18 protein-coding genes are annotated in these 15,347 nt (G+C 64.6%); 7 read left to right on the top strand and 11 right to left on the bottom strand.

Annotation, left to right across the window (positions count from 1 at the left end; genetic code table 11):
- Position 1: 1 nt before the first annotated feature.
- Positions 2 to 673 carry a response regulator gene (locus ACPPVR_RS39780; RefSeq protein ID WP_426611928.1) on the bottom strand — a complete coding sequence of 224 codons (672 nt, stop codon included), beginning with the start codon at positions 671 to 673 and terminating at the stop codon, positions 2 to 4.
- Positions 674 to 976: 303 nt separating this feature from the next.
- On the opposite strand from ACPPVR_RS39780, the gene ACPPVR_RS39785 reads away from it, so the two are divergent.
- On the top strand, positions 977 to 2,662 hold the full coding sequence (locus tag ACPPVR_RS39785) for an MFS transporter (protein ID WP_426611929.1): 1,686 nt from the start codon (positions 977 to 979) through the stop codon (positions 2,660 to 2,662).
- A 121-nt stretch (positions 2,663 to 2,783) separates the two neighbouring features.
- Here the strand turns inward: ACPPVR_RS39785 and ACPPVR_RS39790 are convergent, their stop codons facing one another.
- Together ACPPVR_RS39790 and ACPPVR_RS39795 are read right to left on the bottom strand one after the other, a co-directional pair.
- Positions 2,784 to 3,257, bottom strand: a complete 474-nt coding sequence (locus tag ACPPVR_RS39790; RefSeq protein ID WP_426611930.1) for a secondary thiamine-phosphate synthase enzyme YjbQ — start codon at positions 3,255 to 3,257, stop codon at positions 2,784 to 2,786.
- Between the two features lie 56 nt (positions 3,258 to 3,313).
- Entirely contained in the window at positions 3,314 to 3,835 is a 522-nt protein-coding gene (locus tag ACPPVR_RS39795) for a hypothetical protein (RefSeq protein WP_426611931.1), read from the bottom strand.
- A 383-nt stretch (positions 3,836 to 4,218) separates the two neighbouring features.
- On the opposite strand from ACPPVR_RS39795, the gene ACPPVR_RS39800 reads away from it, so the two are divergent.
- The 5 genes from ACPPVR_RS39800 to ACPPVR_RS39820 all read left to right on the top strand — a co-directional run bounded on the left by ACPPVR_RS39800 (position 4,219) and on the right by ACPPVR_RS39820 (position 6,855).
- Positions 4,219 to 4,593 (top strand): AtpZ/AtpI family protein, encoded by a 375-nt coding sequence (locus ACPPVR_RS39800; RefSeq protein ID WP_426611932.1) that lies wholly within the window; start codon positions 4,219 to 4,221, stop codon positions 4,591 to 4,593.
- 113 nt (positions 4,594 to 4,706) lie between these two features.
- Positions 4,707 to 5,456 carry a F0F1 ATP synthase subunit A gene (locus tag ACPPVR_RS39805; protein WP_426611933.1) on the top strand — a complete coding sequence of 250 codons (750 nt, stop codon included), beginning with the start codon at positions 4,707 to 4,709 and terminating at the stop codon, positions 5,454 to 5,456.
- A 53-nt stretch (positions 5,457 to 5,509) separates the two neighbouring features.
- Complete coding sequence (locus tag ACPPVR_RS39810) at positions 5,510 to 5,740, top strand: F0F1 ATP synthase subunit C (RefSeq protein ID WP_007599451.1); 231 nt, start codon at positions 5,510 to 5,512, stop codon at positions 5,738 to 5,740.
- A 60-nt stretch (positions 5,741 to 5,800) separates the two neighbouring features.
- The gene (locus ACPPVR_RS39815; RefSeq protein ID WP_426611934.1) at positions 5,801 to 6,364 is read left to right on the top strand and encodes a F0F1 ATP synthase subunit B'; all 564 of its coding nucleotides are present in this window, start codon (positions 5,801 to 5,803) and stop codon (positions 6,362 to 6,364) included.
- A 5-nt stretch (positions 6,365 to 6,369) separates the two neighbouring features.
- Positions 6,370 to 6,855 carry an ATP F0F1 synthase subunit B gene (locus ACPPVR_RS39820; protein WP_426611935.1) on the top strand — a complete coding sequence of 162 codons (486 nt, stop codon included), beginning with the start codon at positions 6,370 to 6,372 and terminating at the stop codon, positions 6,853 to 6,855.
- A gap of 131 nt (positions 6,856 to 6,986) precedes the next feature.
- Here the strand turns inward: ACPPVR_RS39820 and ACPPVR_RS39825 are convergent, their stop codons facing one another.
- From ACPPVR_RS39825 to ACPPVR_RS39845, 5 genes are all read right to left on the bottom strand, one after another.
- Entirely contained in the window at positions 6,987 to 7,637 is a 651-nt protein-coding gene (locus ACPPVR_RS39825; RefSeq protein WP_426611936.1) for a hypothetical protein, read from the bottom strand.
- Between the two features lie 118 nt (positions 7,638 to 7,755).
- Complete coding sequence (locus ACPPVR_RS39830; RefSeq protein WP_018316343.1) at positions 7,756 to 8,343, bottom strand: GNAT family N-acetyltransferase; 588 nt, start codon at positions 8,341 to 8,343, stop codon at positions 7,756 to 7,758.
- 42 nt (positions 8,344 to 8,385) lie between these two features.
- Complete coding sequence (locus tag ACPPVR_RS39835; protein ID WP_426611937.1) at positions 8,386 to 9,675, bottom strand: M16 family metallopeptidase; 1,290 nt, start codon at positions 9,673 to 9,675, stop codon at positions 8,386 to 8,388.
- Positions 9,672 to 11,090, bottom strand: a complete 1,419-nt coding sequence (thrC, locus tag ACPPVR_RS39840; RefSeq protein ID WP_426611938.1) for a threonine synthase — start codon at positions 11,088 to 11,090, stop codon at positions 9,672 to 9,674. Before thrC ends, ACPPVR_RS39835 begins: the two co-directional genes overlap by 4 nt.
- Positions 11,091 to 11,624: 534 nt before the next feature.
- Entirely contained in the window at positions 11,625 to 12,269 is a 645-nt protein-coding gene (locus tag ACPPVR_RS39845; protein WP_426611939.1) for a response regulator transcription factor, read from the bottom strand.
- Between the two features lie 85 nt (positions 12,270 to 12,354).
- Between ACPPVR_RS39845 and ACPPVR_RS39850 the strand changes: the two genes are divergently transcribed.
- The gene (locus ACPPVR_RS39850) at positions 12,355 to 13,695 is read left to right on the top strand and encodes a histidine kinase (RefSeq protein ID WP_426611940.1); all 1,341 of its coding nucleotides are present in this window, start codon (positions 12,355 to 12,357) and stop codon (positions 13,693 to 13,695) included.
- Here the strand turns inward: ACPPVR_RS39850 and ACPPVR_RS39855 are convergent.
- From ACPPVR_RS39855 to ACPPVR_RS39865, 3 genes are all read right to left on the bottom strand, one after another.
- Entirely contained in the window at positions 13,692 to 14,057 is a 366-nt protein-coding gene (locus tag ACPPVR_RS39855; RefSeq protein WP_426611941.1) for a nuclear transport factor 2 family protein, read from the bottom strand. The genes ACPPVR_RS39850 and ACPPVR_RS39855 overlap by 4 nt on opposite strands.
- A gap of 112 nt (positions 14,058 to 14,169) precedes the next feature.
- Positions 14,170 to 14,937 carry an SURF1 family protein gene (locus ACPPVR_RS39860; RefSeq protein ID WP_426611942.1) on the bottom strand — a complete coding sequence of 256 codons (768 nt, stop codon included), beginning with the start codon at positions 14,935 to 14,937 and terminating at the stop codon, positions 14,170 to 14,172.
- A complete protein-coding gene (locus ACPPVR_RS39865; RefSeq protein ID WP_426611943.1) occupies positions 14,934 to 15,335 on the bottom strand; it encodes a DUF983 domain-containing protein in 402 nt (133 codons plus the stop codon). The genes ACPPVR_RS39860 and ACPPVR_RS39865 overlap by 4 nt, the downstream gene beginning before the upstream one ends.
- Positions 15,336 to 15,347 lie beyond the last annotated feature (12 nt).

Below are 15,347 nucleotides of genomic sequence, written 5' to 3' on the forward strand. Positions count from 1 at the left end.
ACTACCCCGTCGGGGTGCCCTGCTTCCACTGCCCGCCGGCGATCCTCGCGGCGGCGATCACGGCCTGGGTCCGGCTCTCGACGCCGAGCTTTTGCAGGATCGCGGAGACATGCGCCTTGATGGTCGCCTCGGAGACGCCGAGCTCATAGGCGATCTGCTTGTTCAGCAGCCCCTCCGACAGCATCATCAAGACCCGCATCTGCTGCGGCGTCAGCGTCACCAGGCGGTCGCGCAGACGAGTCATGTCGGGGTCGGCGGGGGCCGACAGGTCAGTGTCGGCGGGAACCCAGACGTCACCGTCCATGACCTTGAGGATGGCGTCACGTAGCGTCTCGACGCCGAATCGCTTCGGGATGAAGCCGGAGGCGCCGAAATCGAGCGAGCGGCGAATCGTGGCGCTGTCGTCCGAGGCCGAGACGATCACGACAGGGATCGCCGGATATTGCGCGCGCAGATAGATCAGGCCGGAAAAGCCGGAGATGCCGGGCATCGAGAGGTCGAGCAGGATCAGGTCGACGTCGGAGGTCTGCTCCAGCAGCTTCGTCAGATCCTCGAACGAGCCGGCCTCGTCGATCTTCGCCGTGCTCAGGACACCTGCCACCGCCTGCCGCAGCGCATCGCGGAACAGCGGATGGTCATCGGCAATGACGAGATGGGTGGAGGAAGCGTTCATCGATCTCTTGCTGTCGTTTACAACCGCGCCAGTAGTCCGGTCCGGCGCCGCGGTCAATTCTTCCCCGACCGGCCGTGGCATGCAAGGGCACATTATTCCTTTGCGGGAAGGGGGTTAATCCGCGCCCTCGTTCCGCCGCGCTGCACCGGACGCCCACAACGTCAGGTACGTGTCAGTGCGCAAGGCCGAAAGTCGTATTGGGGCCGGTTTCACGCCGATGTTACCTTGGGGGCAAGACCCAGATTGATCCGGCGCGTCCGGACATCCCGGGGCGCGAGGAAACGAAATTCGGGGAGTGGAACTATGACAATGGCAGCGGCCGCCGGCGGCGTCAGGGCACGGGTAATGACCGGCGAAGAGAAGAAGGTCATCTTCGCATCCTCTCTCGGTACCGTGTTCGAATGGTACGATTTCTACCTGTACGGCTGGACCGCGGCCCAGATCGGCAAGGCGTTCTACTCGGCGTTCGACGCCAATACGCAGTTCATCTTCGCGCTCCTGACCTTTTCGGCAGGCTTCCTGGTTCGTCCCCTCGGCGCGCTGGTGTTCGGCCGCGTCGGCGATCTCGTCGGCCGCAAATATACCTTCCTCGTCACCATCACCATCATGGGCCTGTCGACCTTCCTGGTCGGCCTGACGCCGGGCTACCAGACGCTCGGCTGGCTGGCTCCGACGATCCTGATCGGTCTGCGTCTTCTGCAAGGACTCGCTCTCGGCGGCGAGTACGGCGGCGCCGCCACTTACGTCGCCGAGCATGCGCCGCAGGGCCGTCGTGGATTCTACACGTCCTGGATTCAGACCACCGCGACGATCGGCCTGTTCCTGTCGCTGCTCGTTGTCTACATCGTCCGCAACAGCATGAGCGCCGATGCATTCAGCGATTCGAGCCTCTCGGGCGGCTGGCGTATCCCCTATCTGCTCTCGATCCTGCTGCTCGGCATCTCGATCTGGATCCGCATGCAACTGTCGGAATCGCCGCTGTTCCAGAAGATGAAGGACGAAGGCAAGGCGTCCAAGGCGCCCCTGACGGAAGCCTTCGGCAACTGGCAGAACGGAAAGATCGCGCTGATCGCCCTGCTCGGCCTCACCGCGGGTCAGGCCGTGATCTGGTACGGCGGCCAGTTCTACGCGCGCGTCTTCCTCGTCAACACGCTCAAGGTGCCGGCGAACTCGGCTGACATTGCGCTCATTATCGCGCTGGCGATCGCGACCGTCGGCTTCCTGTTCTTCGGCTGGCTCTCGGACAAGATCGGCCGCAAGCCGATCATCCTGGCCGGCTGCTTGCTCGGCGCATTGACCTATCATTTCGCCTTTAGCCTGCTGACGTCCGCCGCCAACCCGGCGCTCGAGAAGGCGCTGGCCAATGCACCGGTGACCGTCATCGCCGACCCGAAGGACTGTAACGTGCTGTTCGACCCGGTCGGCGGCAGGGTGTTCACCAGTTCCTGCGACGTCGCCCGCAACGCGCTGATCGCGTCGTCGGTGAACTTCAGGCTGGAGCCCGGTGCGCCCGGCAGCCTCGCCAAGGTCGTCGTCGGCAGCAAGTCGTTCGACTCGGTGAACGGCGCCGGTGCCGATCCCAAGGCCTTCGCAGCCGCCCGCACCGCGTTCACGGGCGCCGTGACCGCTGCGGTCGGCGAAGCAGGCTACCCCGTCAAGGGCGCCGATCCGGCCGCGATCAACATGCCGATGCTGATCGTCGTCCTGACCTACCTCGCGATCCTCGTGACCATGGTGTACGGCCCGATCGCAGCCGCTCTCGTCGAGCTGTTCCCGACGCGGATCCGCTACACCTCCATGTCGCTGCCCTATCACATCGGCAACGGCTGGTTCGGAGGTCTGCTGCCGCCGATTGCGGTCGCGCTGGTCGCAGCAACAGGCAATATCTACGCAGGCCTCTGGTACCCGATTGCGATCGCGTCGATGACCTTCATCGTCGGCCTGATCTTCGTCCCCGAGACCAAGGACGTCGACATCACCAAGACCTGATCGCGTCGCGACGCGTCTGATCAGCCGGCCGCGGAGCGATCCGCGGCCGGTTTTCTTTTGGGCTCTATTTTTTGAGCATGATCTTTTCGGAAAACCGCTTCGCACTTTTCCGGATCAATCTCTACTGATTGCCGCCGATGAACTGCAGCACGACCTCCCGTCGATGCGGACGCGCGCGATGCTCGACCAGATAGATCGCCTGCCAGGTGCCGAGCGCGAGCGCGCCGCCCAGCACCGGCACATGCAGCGAGGTCTGCGTCAGCATCGTCTTGACGTGCGCCGGCATGTCGTCCGGCCCTTCGGTGTCATGGGTCCAGGGCGCATTTTCAGGTGCGAGCCGCGATAGTGCCGTCGTAAGATCGACGAGCACGGAAGGATCGGCGTTTTCCTGAATCGTCAGCGAGGCCGAGGTGTGGCGAATGAACAGCGTCAGTGCGCCGTCGCGCGCGTGAACGTCCCTGATGAATTTTGCGACTTCCGCGGTGAGATCAGTGAAGCCGCGGCCCGGCGTCTGCACGGTAAGCAGTGACGATGAAATGGTGGTGGCGTGCACAGTGGATGGCGCTGAGCGTGTCAGTGATCTCGTTGATGTCATGAACGACTCTCGTTACGTCGTCCTGGCGAAAGCCAGGACGACACCGGAGAAACCTCTCAAATCTTCCCCGACACGTCCTTCTGCACGCGGTTGGCCAAGTCGATCAGCCGCCGCCAGGCCTTTTCCAGGAACGACATCGCTCGGTCGAGGTCCTGGTCGCTCGGCAGCGGGATCTCGATCCTGCGGTCGCCCTCGGCGACCTTCGGCTCTGCCTTCTTCAGCGGATCGGATTTCGGCAGCGCCTCATCGACCTTGCCCGAGACGGTCGGCCCGGTCGCGAGCTGGCCCTTCAGCTTCTCGACCTCGGCCTCGAGCCTGCCGATCTCGGCGTCGAGCGCAGAGCGCTCGTCGGGCACGGAATAGCAGGCCCAACCGGCGCCGTTCCTGGTGCAGGTCGAGACCATGCCGGTGCGGGTGTCGAGCCGCAGCACGCCCTCGGGGATCGGTGTCATGCTGTAGCGGCCGTTTTCACCGTCAGGCGCCGATTGCGCGGTCACCAGGCCGCCGCTGGTGGCCATCACCGCGGCAATCGCCGCCGCCGCGAGCCATGATGTTGTGGATGATTTCGCTGCTCTCATCGCGCTCTCCGCCACGACGCGCCGGTGGTACATCGTGGGAATTCTACACCCCGGCGAGCGACGGCGCATCGCCCGGTCGCTCGAATCCGCCGCCAAAACGCATCTGCGAAATCAACGACCGCCGCAGTCCGTTTGATCCCGGCAGCGCGGCGAAATGTCGGCCATATCCGCGGATCGCAGGGAGAGCTGCTGCGGTGCGGCGTCACGCTGTGTGCAGCGCTGGCGTGCAAGGCAATATCACCAATCAAATCAAATATATAACCGAACGCGACGCAATCGTGACTTGGCTTGACTTGATTATGGGCCATCAGTATGGTCCGCGCGGCTTTTGAGGGTGGCGGGCGTAATTTCCATTCAGCCGCGTCGTTTCGGGTCTTCGTTGCATGGCACAGGGCACGGGGCACGGCGAGAATGGAGATCGCGATAGATCGCTCGAGGAAGCCGCGCTTTCCGAACGGCTCGGAAATCTTGATCAGCGGTTGTCCGAATTTCGCGACCGCCACGTCAAGACCGAGCAACCCGCAGGTGACGGTGAAGACAGAGCGGCCAGAGCTTCGGCGATGGCGCTTGGTTTCAGGTTATCCTCCGAGTTGGTCGCCGGGGTCGTTGTCGGAGCGGGGATTGGCTGGGGTTTCGACCGCTTGCTGTCGACGTCGCCCTTCGGGTTTATCGTGTTCCTGCTGCTGGGCTTCGTGGCCGGCGTGGTGAATGTGGTGAGAACGGCGGGCGCGGGTCAAAACAGGCGCGGTGATTCTTAAAGCCAATCCGACGTGGAGAGGAATGATCGCGCCGGCTTCGCCGGAGCGGGCCGGCCCGGCCGGCAGACCGAGACCAGCCGGCTAAGCCCGGCAGACCAAGAGATGCCGCGCCGATGAAAATCGATCCGATCCACCAGTTCAACATCGAGCCTCTCTTCACGATCGGCCATATCGGCAATCAAACGATCGCCTTCACCAATTCATCGCTCTACATGCTGGTCGCGGTGGCGATCATCTCGATCCTGATGCTGGCCAGCGGCACGCAGCTGGTTCCCGGGCGCCTCCAGTCGGTCGCCGAGATCTCCTACGAGTTCGTGGCCTCGACCATCCGCTCGACCGCCGGCTCGGAAGGCATGAAGTTCTTCCCGCTGATCTTCTCGCTGTTCATGTTCATCTGCGTCTCGAACCTGGTCGGCATCATCCCCTATACGTTCACGATCTCGAGCCATCTGATCGTCACCGCGGCGCTGGCGCTGCTGGTCTTCTTCACCGTCCTGATCTACGGCGTCGCCAAGAACGGCCTGAAATTCTTCTCGATCTTCGTGCCCCACGGCGTCCCCGGCTACATCCTGCCGCTGGTGATGTTCATCGAGATCCTGTCGTTCTTCCTGCGGCCGGTCTCACACAGCGTCCGTCTGTTCGCCAACATGCTGGCCGGCCACATCGCGCTGAAGGTGTTCGCGGGCTTCGTCGCCATGCTCGGCTTCTCGCTCGGCGCGCTGGGCTGGTTCGGCGGCGTGCTGCCGCTGGCGCTCACGGTCGCGCTGTACGCTCTCGAGATTCTGGTCGCGTTCCTGCAAGCCTATGTGTTTGCGATCCTGACCTGCATCTACCTCAACGACGCCATTCATCCGGGACACTAAGCGGTCCGGGGAATTTCCACCCAAAACCCAATCTTTCTTCCAAGGAGTCTAAAATGGATCCGGCAGCAGCAAAACTTATCGGCGCGGGCATCGCATGCATCGGCATGGGCGGCGCGGGCGTCGGCGTGGGCGTGATCTTCGGCAACTACCTCGCCGCGGCCGTTCGCAACCCGTCGGCCGCTCAGGGCCAGTTCGGCAACCTGATCTTCGGCTTCGCCGTGACCGAAGCGCTCGGCATTTTCTCGCTGCTGATCGCGCTGCTGCTGCTGTTCGTTCCGCTCTGAGGACGAATTTTCGCGCCGCTTCAACCGAAGCGGCGCGCATGACGGCAACAGGAGTAATCCATGGCTGAGAGTCATGGCGGGGCGAAAAGTCCGGCGGCGGGCGCCCACACCGAGTCCGAAGGCGGTCACGGTGGCGGTTTTCCGCCGTTCGAGAGCAGCACCTATGCTTCGCAGCTGGTGTCGCTCGCGATCTTCTTCGTCGCGCTTTACGTGATCGTGTCCAAGCTCGCTCTGCCGCGCGTCGGCGGTGCGATCGAGGCGCGTCAGAACAAGATCGAGGGCGACCTCGCCGAAGCGCAAAAGCTGAGGGACCAGTCCGACGCGGCGCTGAAGGCCTATGAAGGCGAGCTCGCTTCGGCGCGCACGCGGGCGCAGGCGATCGGCAACGAGTCCCGCGACAAGGCGAATGCGCAGGCGGACGCCGAGCGCAAGGCGCTGGAACAGCAGCTGGCGGCCAAGCTGGCGGAGGCGGAAAAGACCATCGCCTCGACCCGTGCGACCGCCATGAGCAACGTCCGCGGCATCGCGGCCGATGCGGCAGGCTCGATCGTGCAGCAGCTCACGGGCGTCGTTCCGGATGCGGCGTCGGTCAATGCCGCCGTTGACGCGTCCTTGAAGGGTTAGTCGATATGGTCTTCGAACCTGAATTCTGGGTCGCCGTCGCCTTCGTGATCCTGATGGTCGCATTCGGCTATCTCGGGGTCTTCAAGAAGGCGATGGTTGCGCTCGATCATCGCGCCGACCGCATCAAGGCCGAGCTCGACGACGCGACGCGCCTCAAGCAGGAAGCCGCCAAGGTGCTCGCCGACTACAAGGCGCGTACCGCCTCGGCCGAACGCGAGGCCGCCGACATCATCGCCAACGCCAGGAGCGAAGCCGAGCGCATCGCAACTGAGGCCAAAGCCAAGGTGGAAGACTTCGTCGCCCGCCGCACCAAGACCGCGGAAGGCAAGATCGCACTCGCCGAAGCACAGGCGCTCGCCGACGTCCGCGCCGCAGCCGCAGAAGCCGCCGTCCGGGCCGCTTCAACGATCCTGTCGCAGTCGGTCAAAGGCCATGTCGCCGACGATTTGCTCGCCAAAGGCATCACCGAGGTACGGCAGAAGCTGAACTGAGGGTTTCGCCTTCACCAATCAAAAAGCCGGCGCGATGAGCGCCGGCTTTTTTGTTGGCTCGGTACAGCAACCGCAAGCTCGATGGTCATCACCCGCGAAAGCGGGGGCATGACAGCTGAAATTGCCGCCCCTTACTTCTTCTTCCCCCGCGCCTTCGGCTCCGGCGCGAGCGCCTGCGGGTCGAAGCCGACATAGAAGATGTAGGAATCGGCGACTGCGGCCGACGGCACCGGATAGGTCAAATCTTCGGCGACGAAGGTGAACGGCACGCTGCCTCCCTCCGACATCTCGACCGTGGTCCGGTAGGCCTTCGAGGCGATCACCTTCTCGCCGACGCCGCCCTGGACCACGGCGACGCGCATGGGGACCTCGACCGTGGCAGGCGCGCCGGCGGGGCCCGCGATGACGCGGCCCTGGATGCCGACGCGCACCGTGATCTCGGCTCCATTGCGGGTGCATTCGCGCGCCATCTTGGTGATGGAGGCCTGGAAACGCACGTCATTGCCGACGGCCGGCTTGCCCGTCGCGCCGACCCCATAGGTGGACGCTCCGGCGCGTACCGTGACCTGAGGACAATCGACGTCGTCATCGGCGGCCGGCTGGCCCGGCGCGGGCGCCGGCTTGGCCGGCTCGTCGGACTTGCCGCCGAACAGGCCCTTGAAGCGATCGGTCAGCGACTGCGCCGCGACCGGCGAAACGGCCACGAGTGAAACCGACAGTGCCAGCGCGATCACCGGACCTCGCCGCAGCGCATTCCGCAATGACCGAAGCTCGTTCATCAACGCCTGTACTCCATGACGACATCCCGGCCAATCGCCGGCTCGATGCGGGTTATATCGCCAAAATCGGCGATCCCAAGGCAGGAAAAAAGCGGAGTTTGGCCGTTACGAGAAGCCCGGCTCAGCCGCGAAAATCCTCGTGCAGCAGGCCGAACAGCAAATGATCCTGCCAGACCCCGTTGATGCAGAGATAGCGACGCGCCAGCCCCTCGCGGGAGAAGCCGCATTTCTCCAGCACCCGGATCGACGGTGCATTGGTGGGGATACAGGCGGCCTCGACCCGGTGCAGATTGAGCTCGCCGAACAGCGTCGGCAGCAGCACCCGCAACGCCGCCGTCATGTAGCCGCGATGGGCGTGGGGCTGGCCGACCCAATAGCCGATAGTGCCGGCCTGCACGATGCCGCGCCGGACATTGGCGAGCGTGATGCCGCCGACCATGGCACCGTCGAGCTCGCGGAAGATCAAAAAGGGGTAGGAGCGATCCGCCGCGATATCCTCGGAATAGCGGCGCAGGCGGCGGCGGAAGCCGGACCGGGTAAGATCGTCTGACGGCCAGATCGGCTCCCAGGGCGTCAGGTAATCGCGGCTGGTCTCGCGCAGATGCGCCCACTGCAAGAAGTCCGACATCTGCGGCGCACGCAGCAACAGCCCATTGCCGCGGGGGGCGAGAGCAGCAGGTCCACTGGATGGCAGGCGAAAGAGGGCCATGGTGATGCTTCCCGAGTGGGCGGGGGCGCCTTTGCGCGGCTCCTAATGCAGCCGCGCCTTGGCGCGCGCCTTGGTCAATCCTTCCGCAAAAGACACCGCCGTGTCCAGACCCCTGCCGCTGCCCAATGCAACTACCGCAGGGCGGCTGCGCGAAAGCAGTGCACGCGCCGCATCGCGGGTCGACTCGACACTGACCGCGTCGATCCGGGCCACCAGCTCCTGCGCCGTCTGCGGCCGTCCATAGGCCAGAACGTGCCGGGCGAGCTGCTCGGCGCGCGACGAGCAGCTCTCCAGCGCCATCAGCAGGCCCGCCTTCATCTGCGCCTTGGCGCGGGCGATCTCGGCCTCGGTCAGCGTCTCCACCGAATCATTCATGACATCGATGACGACCTCCATCATCTCCGGCGCGTCGGCGGGATCCGTGCCGGTATAGAGGCCAAAGAAGCCGGTGTCGGTATAGGGCGCGTGGAACGAGTAGATCGAGTAGCAGAGGCCACGCTTCTCGCGCACCTCCTGGAACAGCCGCGACGACATCCCGCCGCCGAGGATGTTGGTGAAGACCTGGAGCGAGAACAGCGACAGATCGCTCTGCGGCACGCCTTCCAGCGCCAGCGTCAGATGCGCCTGCTCGAGCTCGCGATGCACCACCTTGGTGCCTCCTTTGCCAAACATGGCCGCCTGGGGCTTCGGCCCCGGCGTTCCCTCGAAGCTCGCAAAGCGCTTTTCGACCTCGGCGACGACCTGCTTGTGATCGACGGCGCCCGCCGCTGCCACGACCATGTCGGGCCCGCGATAATGCGTCGAGAGATAACCGCGCAGCATGTCGCGGTTGAAGCCTTTCAGCGTCTTGGCCGTGCCGAGCAGCGAGCGCCCCATCGGCTGGTCGGGATAGCAGAGCTCGTTGAGATGCTCGAACACGACGTCGTCGGGCGTGTCCTGGGCTGCGCCGATCTCCTGAACGATGACGTTCTTCTCGCGCTCGAGCTCTTCAGGCTCGAAGGCGGGATTGGCCAGGATGTCGGCGAGCACGTCGAGTGCCAGCGGCACGTCGGCCTTCATCACACGCGCATAATAGGACGTCGTCTCGGTCGAGGTGCCGGCATTGAGGTCGCCGCCGACCGCCTCGATCTCCTCGACGATCTCGCGCGAGGAGCGCCCGGTCGTGCCCTTGAACGCCATGTGCTCGAGAAGATGTGAGATGCCGTGCTCGTTCGGCTTCTCGTCGCGGCCGCCGACGCCGGCCCAGACGCCGAGTGCGGCGGTCTCGAGGTGAGGCATGTTGTCGGTGACGACGGTCAGGCCGGACGCAAGCTTGGAAATCTCGACGCTCATCCGGCAACTCCCTGTTTCACGGCGCGGCTGACCGACAGCACGAACCGCTCGACCTCGGCCTGGTCGTTCTTCACCACCTTCATGTGTTCGGATTTGGTCATGAGACCGTCGAGCCATGCCGGCAATTGCGGCCGCTGGCCACAGGCCGCCTGCACGGCGTCCGGGAATTTGGCCGGATGCGCGGTGGAGAGCACGATATTGGGTACGGTCGTGTCGGTGGTGTCGCGGTCGGCGACCGCGAGCGCCACGGCGGTGTGGGGATCGACGAGCTCGCCCGCCTCGCGCCAGGCGGCGCGGATCGCGGCCGCAGTCTCGGTCTCGTCGGCGCGGCCGGCGTCGAACTCCTCGCGGATCGCGGCCAGCGTGGCATCGGGCAGCACGAAGCGCCCGGACTGTTTCAGTGACTCCATCAACCGCCGCACGCCGGCCGCATCGCGCCGGCCGGCTTCGAACAGCAGCCGTTCGAAATTCGAGGAGATCTGGATGTCCATCGACGGCGAGGCGGTCGCATGCACCTCGCGCACCTCGTAGATGCCGGTCTTGAGCGTGCGCGCGAGGATGTCGTTGACGTTGGCGGCGATGCGCAGCGTGCGCACAGGCAGACCCATGCGCTTGGCGACATAGCCTGCGAAAATATCGCCGAAATTACCGGTCGGCACGATGAAATCGACCGCGCGCGCCGGCGCGCCGGCGGCAACGGCCGAGGTGAAGTAGTAGACCACTTGCGCGACGATGCGCGCCCAGTTGATGGAATTGACGCCGGACAGCGCGGTCGCATCGCGGAAGCGATGGTTGTTGAACATCCCCTTCACCAGCGCCTGGCAGTCGTCGAAGTTGCCCTCGATGGCGAGCGCGTGGACATTGGCCGCGCCCGTCGTCGTCATCATGCGCTGCTGCACCTCGGAGATGCGGCCGTGCGGGAACAGCACGATGAGGTCGACATTCTCGAGCCCGGCGAACGCATCAACGGCGGCGCCGCCGGTGTCGCCGGAGGTCGCAACCACGATGGTGGTGCGCTGGCCACGCTTGGCCAGCACATGGTCCATCAGCCGCGAGATCAGCTGCATCGCCACGTCCTTGAAGGCGAGCGTCGGACCGTGGAACAGCTCCAGCACGAATTGATGCGGCGACATCTGGCGCAGCGGCACCACGGCCGGATGACGGAACGTGGCATAGGCCTCGTTCGCCATGCGGCCGAGCTCGGCATCGGAAATTTCACCGCCGACGAAAGGACGGATCACGTCGACCGCGACCTCCCAATAGGGGCGACCGAAAAAGCCCGCGATCGTCTCGGCCGAAAGCTGCGGCCAGATGGTCGGCACATAGAGGCCGCCGTCGCGGGCAAGCCCGGTCAGCATCACGTCACAGAAGCCAAGTTCGGGGGCCTCGCCCCGGGTCGAGATATAACGAGTCAAACTGCCCTCCAAAGGCCGGCCCGGCCTGAATCCGGGCCTTAAGCCTTTGATTTCACGATATTCCTAGTTCGCCTTGACAGGCTTTGCGGCACCATAGAGTGTTTTGCGGCGTCGGGAAACCGCTTCCCGGGCAACGAAAAAGGGCTGCGGCGATGCCGCAGCCCTTTCTCTTGGAAGGTCTGTCGTTGATGTGTGCAGACCGGCTTTCCGCGTCGGGGCGCCTGCCCCCGAAATCGTTGTCCGAGCTATCGTCGCCCGTCATGGAATCGTCAAGGACAAAAACGGCGCGCGTCGCCAAATGTTCCTGTTTTTCCCGATACGCTTCGGCTGCGCTCCGCATCAAACGGCACGGAGCACGATCTCACTGCTGCTTTTTCCCGATCAAACCTGTCGAATAAGGAACGAACGCCGCGTCGGCCCATTGTGTCGGCGGATGGTGTCAGCCGTCGTCACTCATTGCCCGGACGCACGGCGTTGCCGATCCGTCGACCGAACCGGCCGCATCCTGGAGCAGCCGGTTCGGTCCCTGACGGGTCAGTTCATCCCGATTTCCACCGCGATCCGGATCAGGTCGGAATGGTTCTTGGCGCCGAGCTTCTGCTTGAGCAGGGATGTGGTGTTGGCGACCGTCTTGTAGGAGATGCCGAGCGCCTCGGCGACCTCGACAATCTTGTCGCCGCGCCCGAGCAGGCGGAGAATTTCGAGCTCCCGCGGCGTCATCAGCGAGGCTGGATTGGCCTTGATTGCGGCGCCGGAGAACGTCACGGCCTCCGCGAGCTGCGGCGAGATGAAATTGTCGCCCGCAACCACCTTGCGCACCGCCTTGAGCAGGATGCGCGGATCGTCGCCCTTGGAGACATAGCCCTGCGCGCCCAGCTCGACCGCGCGCACCACGAAGGCCGGATCGTCGTTCATGCTGAACATGATGATCTTGGCGTCCGGGTCGTCCTTGCGAATCCGGCGCATCAGCTCGAAGCCGGAGACATCGGGCAGGCTGATGTCGATGACGGTGACGTCGGGACGCTTGCTGATATAGGCCCGGTGCCCGGACTTGGCGTCGGTTGCCTCGTCGATGCGGATCGAATGATCGGACGCAAACAGGGTGCGACAACCTGACAGCACGACGGGATGGTCGTCGACGATCAGGATCCTGGTCGCCGGCTTGGCGGTATCTTGCATCGCAACTCTCTTGTTTTTCGAGTCATAAACCGCCGGGAACAAATGGAAAGAGCAAATCCCGCCGATGCGCGTTAGAATTGGCCTAATGTGGCAACGGCTCTCCTTCAGGACGCAACTGTTTGTTCCGCTCGGCGTGATATTCATCACGGCCTTGGTCATGGGCGGCGTCCTGCTGCACGTCTTCACGACCGGCCAGCTCGCCGAAGAGAACCAGCCGGCCCAGCGGTCGACCCGCGCGGTCGCCGAAGCCCTCAACAACACGCTGCGTTCGTCCGACAACCCGCGAAAGACCCTGGATGCCTTCGTCCGGATGCTGGACCCATCTTCAGATATCCAATTCCTTGCTGTGGAAACCGGTTCTCCCCCGTTTACGCCGAGGCCCCTGCACAGCCAGCATGGCCCGCCGGCATGGTTCATCAATCTGCTGACCATTCCGGACCTGCACACCGCATTTCCCGTAACCATCGGCAGCCAACATATCGGCGACATCTTGTTTGTGCCCGACCTGTCCGCTGCATTGTTCGAGACGTGGGTCGGCTTTCTCGCACTTGCCGGCTTCGTTGTCGTGCTGAGCGGGCTGACCGGCGTCATCGCTTACGTCCTGGCGGGGTCGGCGTTGCGTCCGCTGCAGGCTCTCGGCGACGGGCTGACGCGGATGCGCCGCGGCGATTACGCGAAGCCGATCCCGGTCGGGGGGCCGCCGGAGATCCGCCAGAGCTGCGCGGAAGCCAATGCGCTCGCCGCCACGCTCGCGCAATTGAGCCAGGATAATCGTGACCTGTTGCACCGTCTGGTGTCGCTCCAGGACGACGAGCGGCGCGACCTCGCCCGAGAAATGCACGACGAACTCGGCCCGCTATTGTTCAGCATCCGCGCCGGCACGGTCGCGCTGGTCGAGGCCATGCCGGCTCCGGGACATCTCGGCAATTCGGCCCACGAGGTACTGCAATCGGTCGAAGCGCTCCAGCAGACCAATCGCCGCATCCTCGACCGGTTGCGGCCGCTCTACATCGAAGAATTGGGGCTCGAGACCAGCGTGCAGACGCTGCTCCGGAATTTTCGCCGGCAGGCGCCGCATATAGGCCTGACGGCAACGATCGACCCTGCTCTCAACGGGATCGACGGGCCGCTGGCCCAGACCGTCTACCGCGTGATCCAGGAAGCACTGACCAACGTGCTGCGCCACGCGAGAGCGCGCAACGCCCATGTGCAGGCGGCGATTGCCGGCGATGCGCTCGCGGTCGAAGTCTCCGACGACGGCGGCGGCTTTGCTGCCGACAATGTCTTCGGCCGCGGCCTGACCGGCATGCACGAGCGCGTGCGGGCGCTCAGCGGATCGCTGTCACTCCTGCGAGCGGACGAACGCACCTATGTGCGCTGCCGTTTGCCGGTCGGGGAGATGCGCGGTGCGCCGATCTCCGGCTAGCACGCGCCGCAATTCTGCGAGCCCTGCCGCGCGGGCACGCAAAGTGTGCTGTGGATCTTGCCTTCCGGGCTGAAGCGAAACGAGGCGTGGATGCGCAACGCGCCCGCGACCGAATACTCAAGATCAACGCCGTTCGGCACAGGATTGATTTCTTCGAGGCCAAAACCCGCCGACGAAAAGGCGTTGAGCCGCGGCCCCCAATAGGTTTCGAGCTCGCGCCGGCCGCGATAGAGATGCGTGCCGTTGCACGTGCATTCGATCTCGGCATCGTCGGCATAGAGGTCGAGCAGCGTCGCGAGGTCGCCCTTCCGGCAGGCATCCAGCCAATCGACGACAATTCCCATCTGATCGAAATCGCGCACGCCAAGTATCCTGTCTGCCGCGAAAAAATCTAAAGGCGGCTTAGGATCACACTCGTGAATATGCGCTGAATAATAAAGCCCGGGCGATCCCGGGTCCCCCCCCCCGGGGAACTTACGGGCTCGCGTCGCTCCGCCGCCGTCCTCTCACCCAGACGGCAAACGCGATCAGCACGGCAGCTGCGAGCGCGAACCAGGTGATGGCGTATTGCAGATGATCGTCCTTGAGATACACATCGAGCGGTCCGGGGCGCGGAATGTTGTTCTCGGGCGCCGGCTGCTCCAGGTCGATGTAGAACGGCGCAACCGCACCCCAGCCGAGCGCGCCTGCGATCGCCAGATGATCGCGTACGAACCAGAGACGCGTCTCGTGGTTCTCAGCCGGCGTGAGCCAGCCCGGCTGTTCCGGAAAACGCAGATAGCCCGTAAGCGTGACAGGCGCGCCGGTGACGAGCTTCTTCACCGCGCGATCCTCGACGCTGCGTTCCTGCATCGTGTTCTCGACGAAGCCCGCATCGATCACGACGATCTCGCCGGTCGAGAGACGCGCCGGCAGAAAGGCCCAGGTGCCGGGACCGGAGGCATCCTTGCGCACGGCGGAGCCGGACGAATAGACCATCGCATCCGGCGAGGCTGCGTAGGTCGCGGTGAAGCTGACGCGGCGGAATTCATCGCGCGCGGGATTCAGTGCGGCCCATTGCGCCGGTGGCGGCAGCGCGACCGGCGCTTCCGCAAGACGCTCGGTGAGCGCGGCGATCAGCTCGTGCTTGGCGGCGCGTCGTTGCAATTGCCAGCCGCCGAGCGCGACGAAGGCCGCGGTCAGGAGAAGCGTGAACAGCGCGAAGCCGGCCACGCGGGGCTTGTGCGTCGCAGTCTCGTTCATTTCGCGCGGTCGACCAGCCGGCCCGGCGCGGCCTTGTGGTGGAATTGCAGCGCGATCAGCAGCGACTTCATGGCGCGCAGCGGCAGCAGCGTGGTGGCGAGGATCAGCGGGAACCACAGCACCGCATGCAGCCAGAACGGCGGCTGGTACTTGACCTCGACGACCAGCGCACAGCCGACCACGATCGCGCCGGCCAGCATGATGATGAAGATCGCAGGGCCATCGCCGGCATCGATGAAGGCGTAGTCGAGCCCGCAGCGCTTGCAGGACGGCGCCAGTGTCAGGAAGCCCGCATAGAGCTTGCCCTCGCCGCAGCGCGGGCATTTGCAGGCAAGCCCGCGCAGCGCGCTTTGCAGGACCGTGGTTTGAGGCTCGGAGGTGCCGGTCGTTTCATTCATGACGAGCTGAGT

This window comes from Bradyrhizobium sp. McL0616 (assembly GCF_049993385.1).
Lineage (GTDB): Bacteria > Pseudomonadota > Alphaproteobacteria > Rhizobiales > Xanthobacteraceae > Bradyrhizobium.

Coding starts and splice junctions, on each gene's coding strand:
- ACPPVR_RS39780 (WP_426611928.1), bottom strand. CDS start 673: ATGAACGCTTCCTCCACCCATCTCGTCATTGCCGATGACCATCCGCTG.
- ACPPVR_RS39785 (WP_426611929.1), top strand. CDS start 977: ATGACAATGGCAGCGGCCGCCGGCGGCGTCAGGGCACGGGTAATGACC.
- ACPPVR_RS39790 (WP_426611930.1), bottom strand. CDS start 3,257: ATGACATCAACGAGATCACTGACACGCTCAGCGCCATCCACTGTGCAC.
- ACPPVR_RS39795 (WP_426611931.1), bottom strand. CDS start 3,835: ATGAGAGCAGCGAAATCATCCACAACATCATGGCTCGCGGCGGCGGCG.
- ACPPVR_RS39800 (WP_426611932.1), top strand. CDS start 4,219: ATGGCACAGGGCACGGGGCACGGCGAGAATGGAGATCGCGATAGATCG.
- ACPPVR_RS39805 (WP_426611933.1), top strand. CDS start 4,707: ATGAAAATCGATCCGATCCACCAGTTCAACATCGAGCCTCTCTTCACG.
- ACPPVR_RS39810 (WP_007599451.1), top strand. CDS start 5,510: ATGGATCCGGCAGCAGCAAAACTTATCGGCGCGGGCATCGCATGCATC.
- ACPPVR_RS39815 (WP_426611934.1), top strand. CDS start 5,801: ATGGCTGAGAGTCATGGCGGGGCGAAAAGTCCGGCGGCGGGCGCCCAC.
- ACPPVR_RS39820 (WP_426611935.1), top strand. CDS start 6,370: ATGGTCTTCGAACCTGAATTCTGGGTCGCCGTCGCCTTCGTGATCCTG.
- ACPPVR_RS39830 (WP_018316343.1), bottom strand. CDS start 8,343: ATGGCCCTCTTTCGCCTGCCATCCAGTGGACCTGCTGCTCTCGCCCCC.
- ACPPVR_RS39835 (WP_426611937.1), bottom strand. CDS start 9,675: ATGAGCGTCGAGATTTCCAAGCTTGCGTCCGGCCTGACCGTCGTCACC.
- ACPPVR_RS39845 (WP_426611939.1), bottom strand. CDS start 12,269: ATGCAAGATACCGCCAAGCCGGCGACCAGGATCCTGATCGTCGACGAC.
- ACPPVR_RS39850 (WP_426611940.1), top strand. CDS start 12,355: ATGTGGCAACGGCTCTCCTTCAGGACGCAACTGTTTGTTCCGCTCGGC.
- ACPPVR_RS39860 (WP_426611942.1), bottom strand. CDS start 14,937: ATGAACGAGACTGCGACGCACAAGCCCCGCGTGGCCGGCTTCGCGCTG.
- ACPPVR_RS39865 (WP_426611943.1), bottom strand. CDS start 15,335: ATGAATGAAACGACCGGCACCTCCGAGCCTCAAACCACGGTCCTGCAA.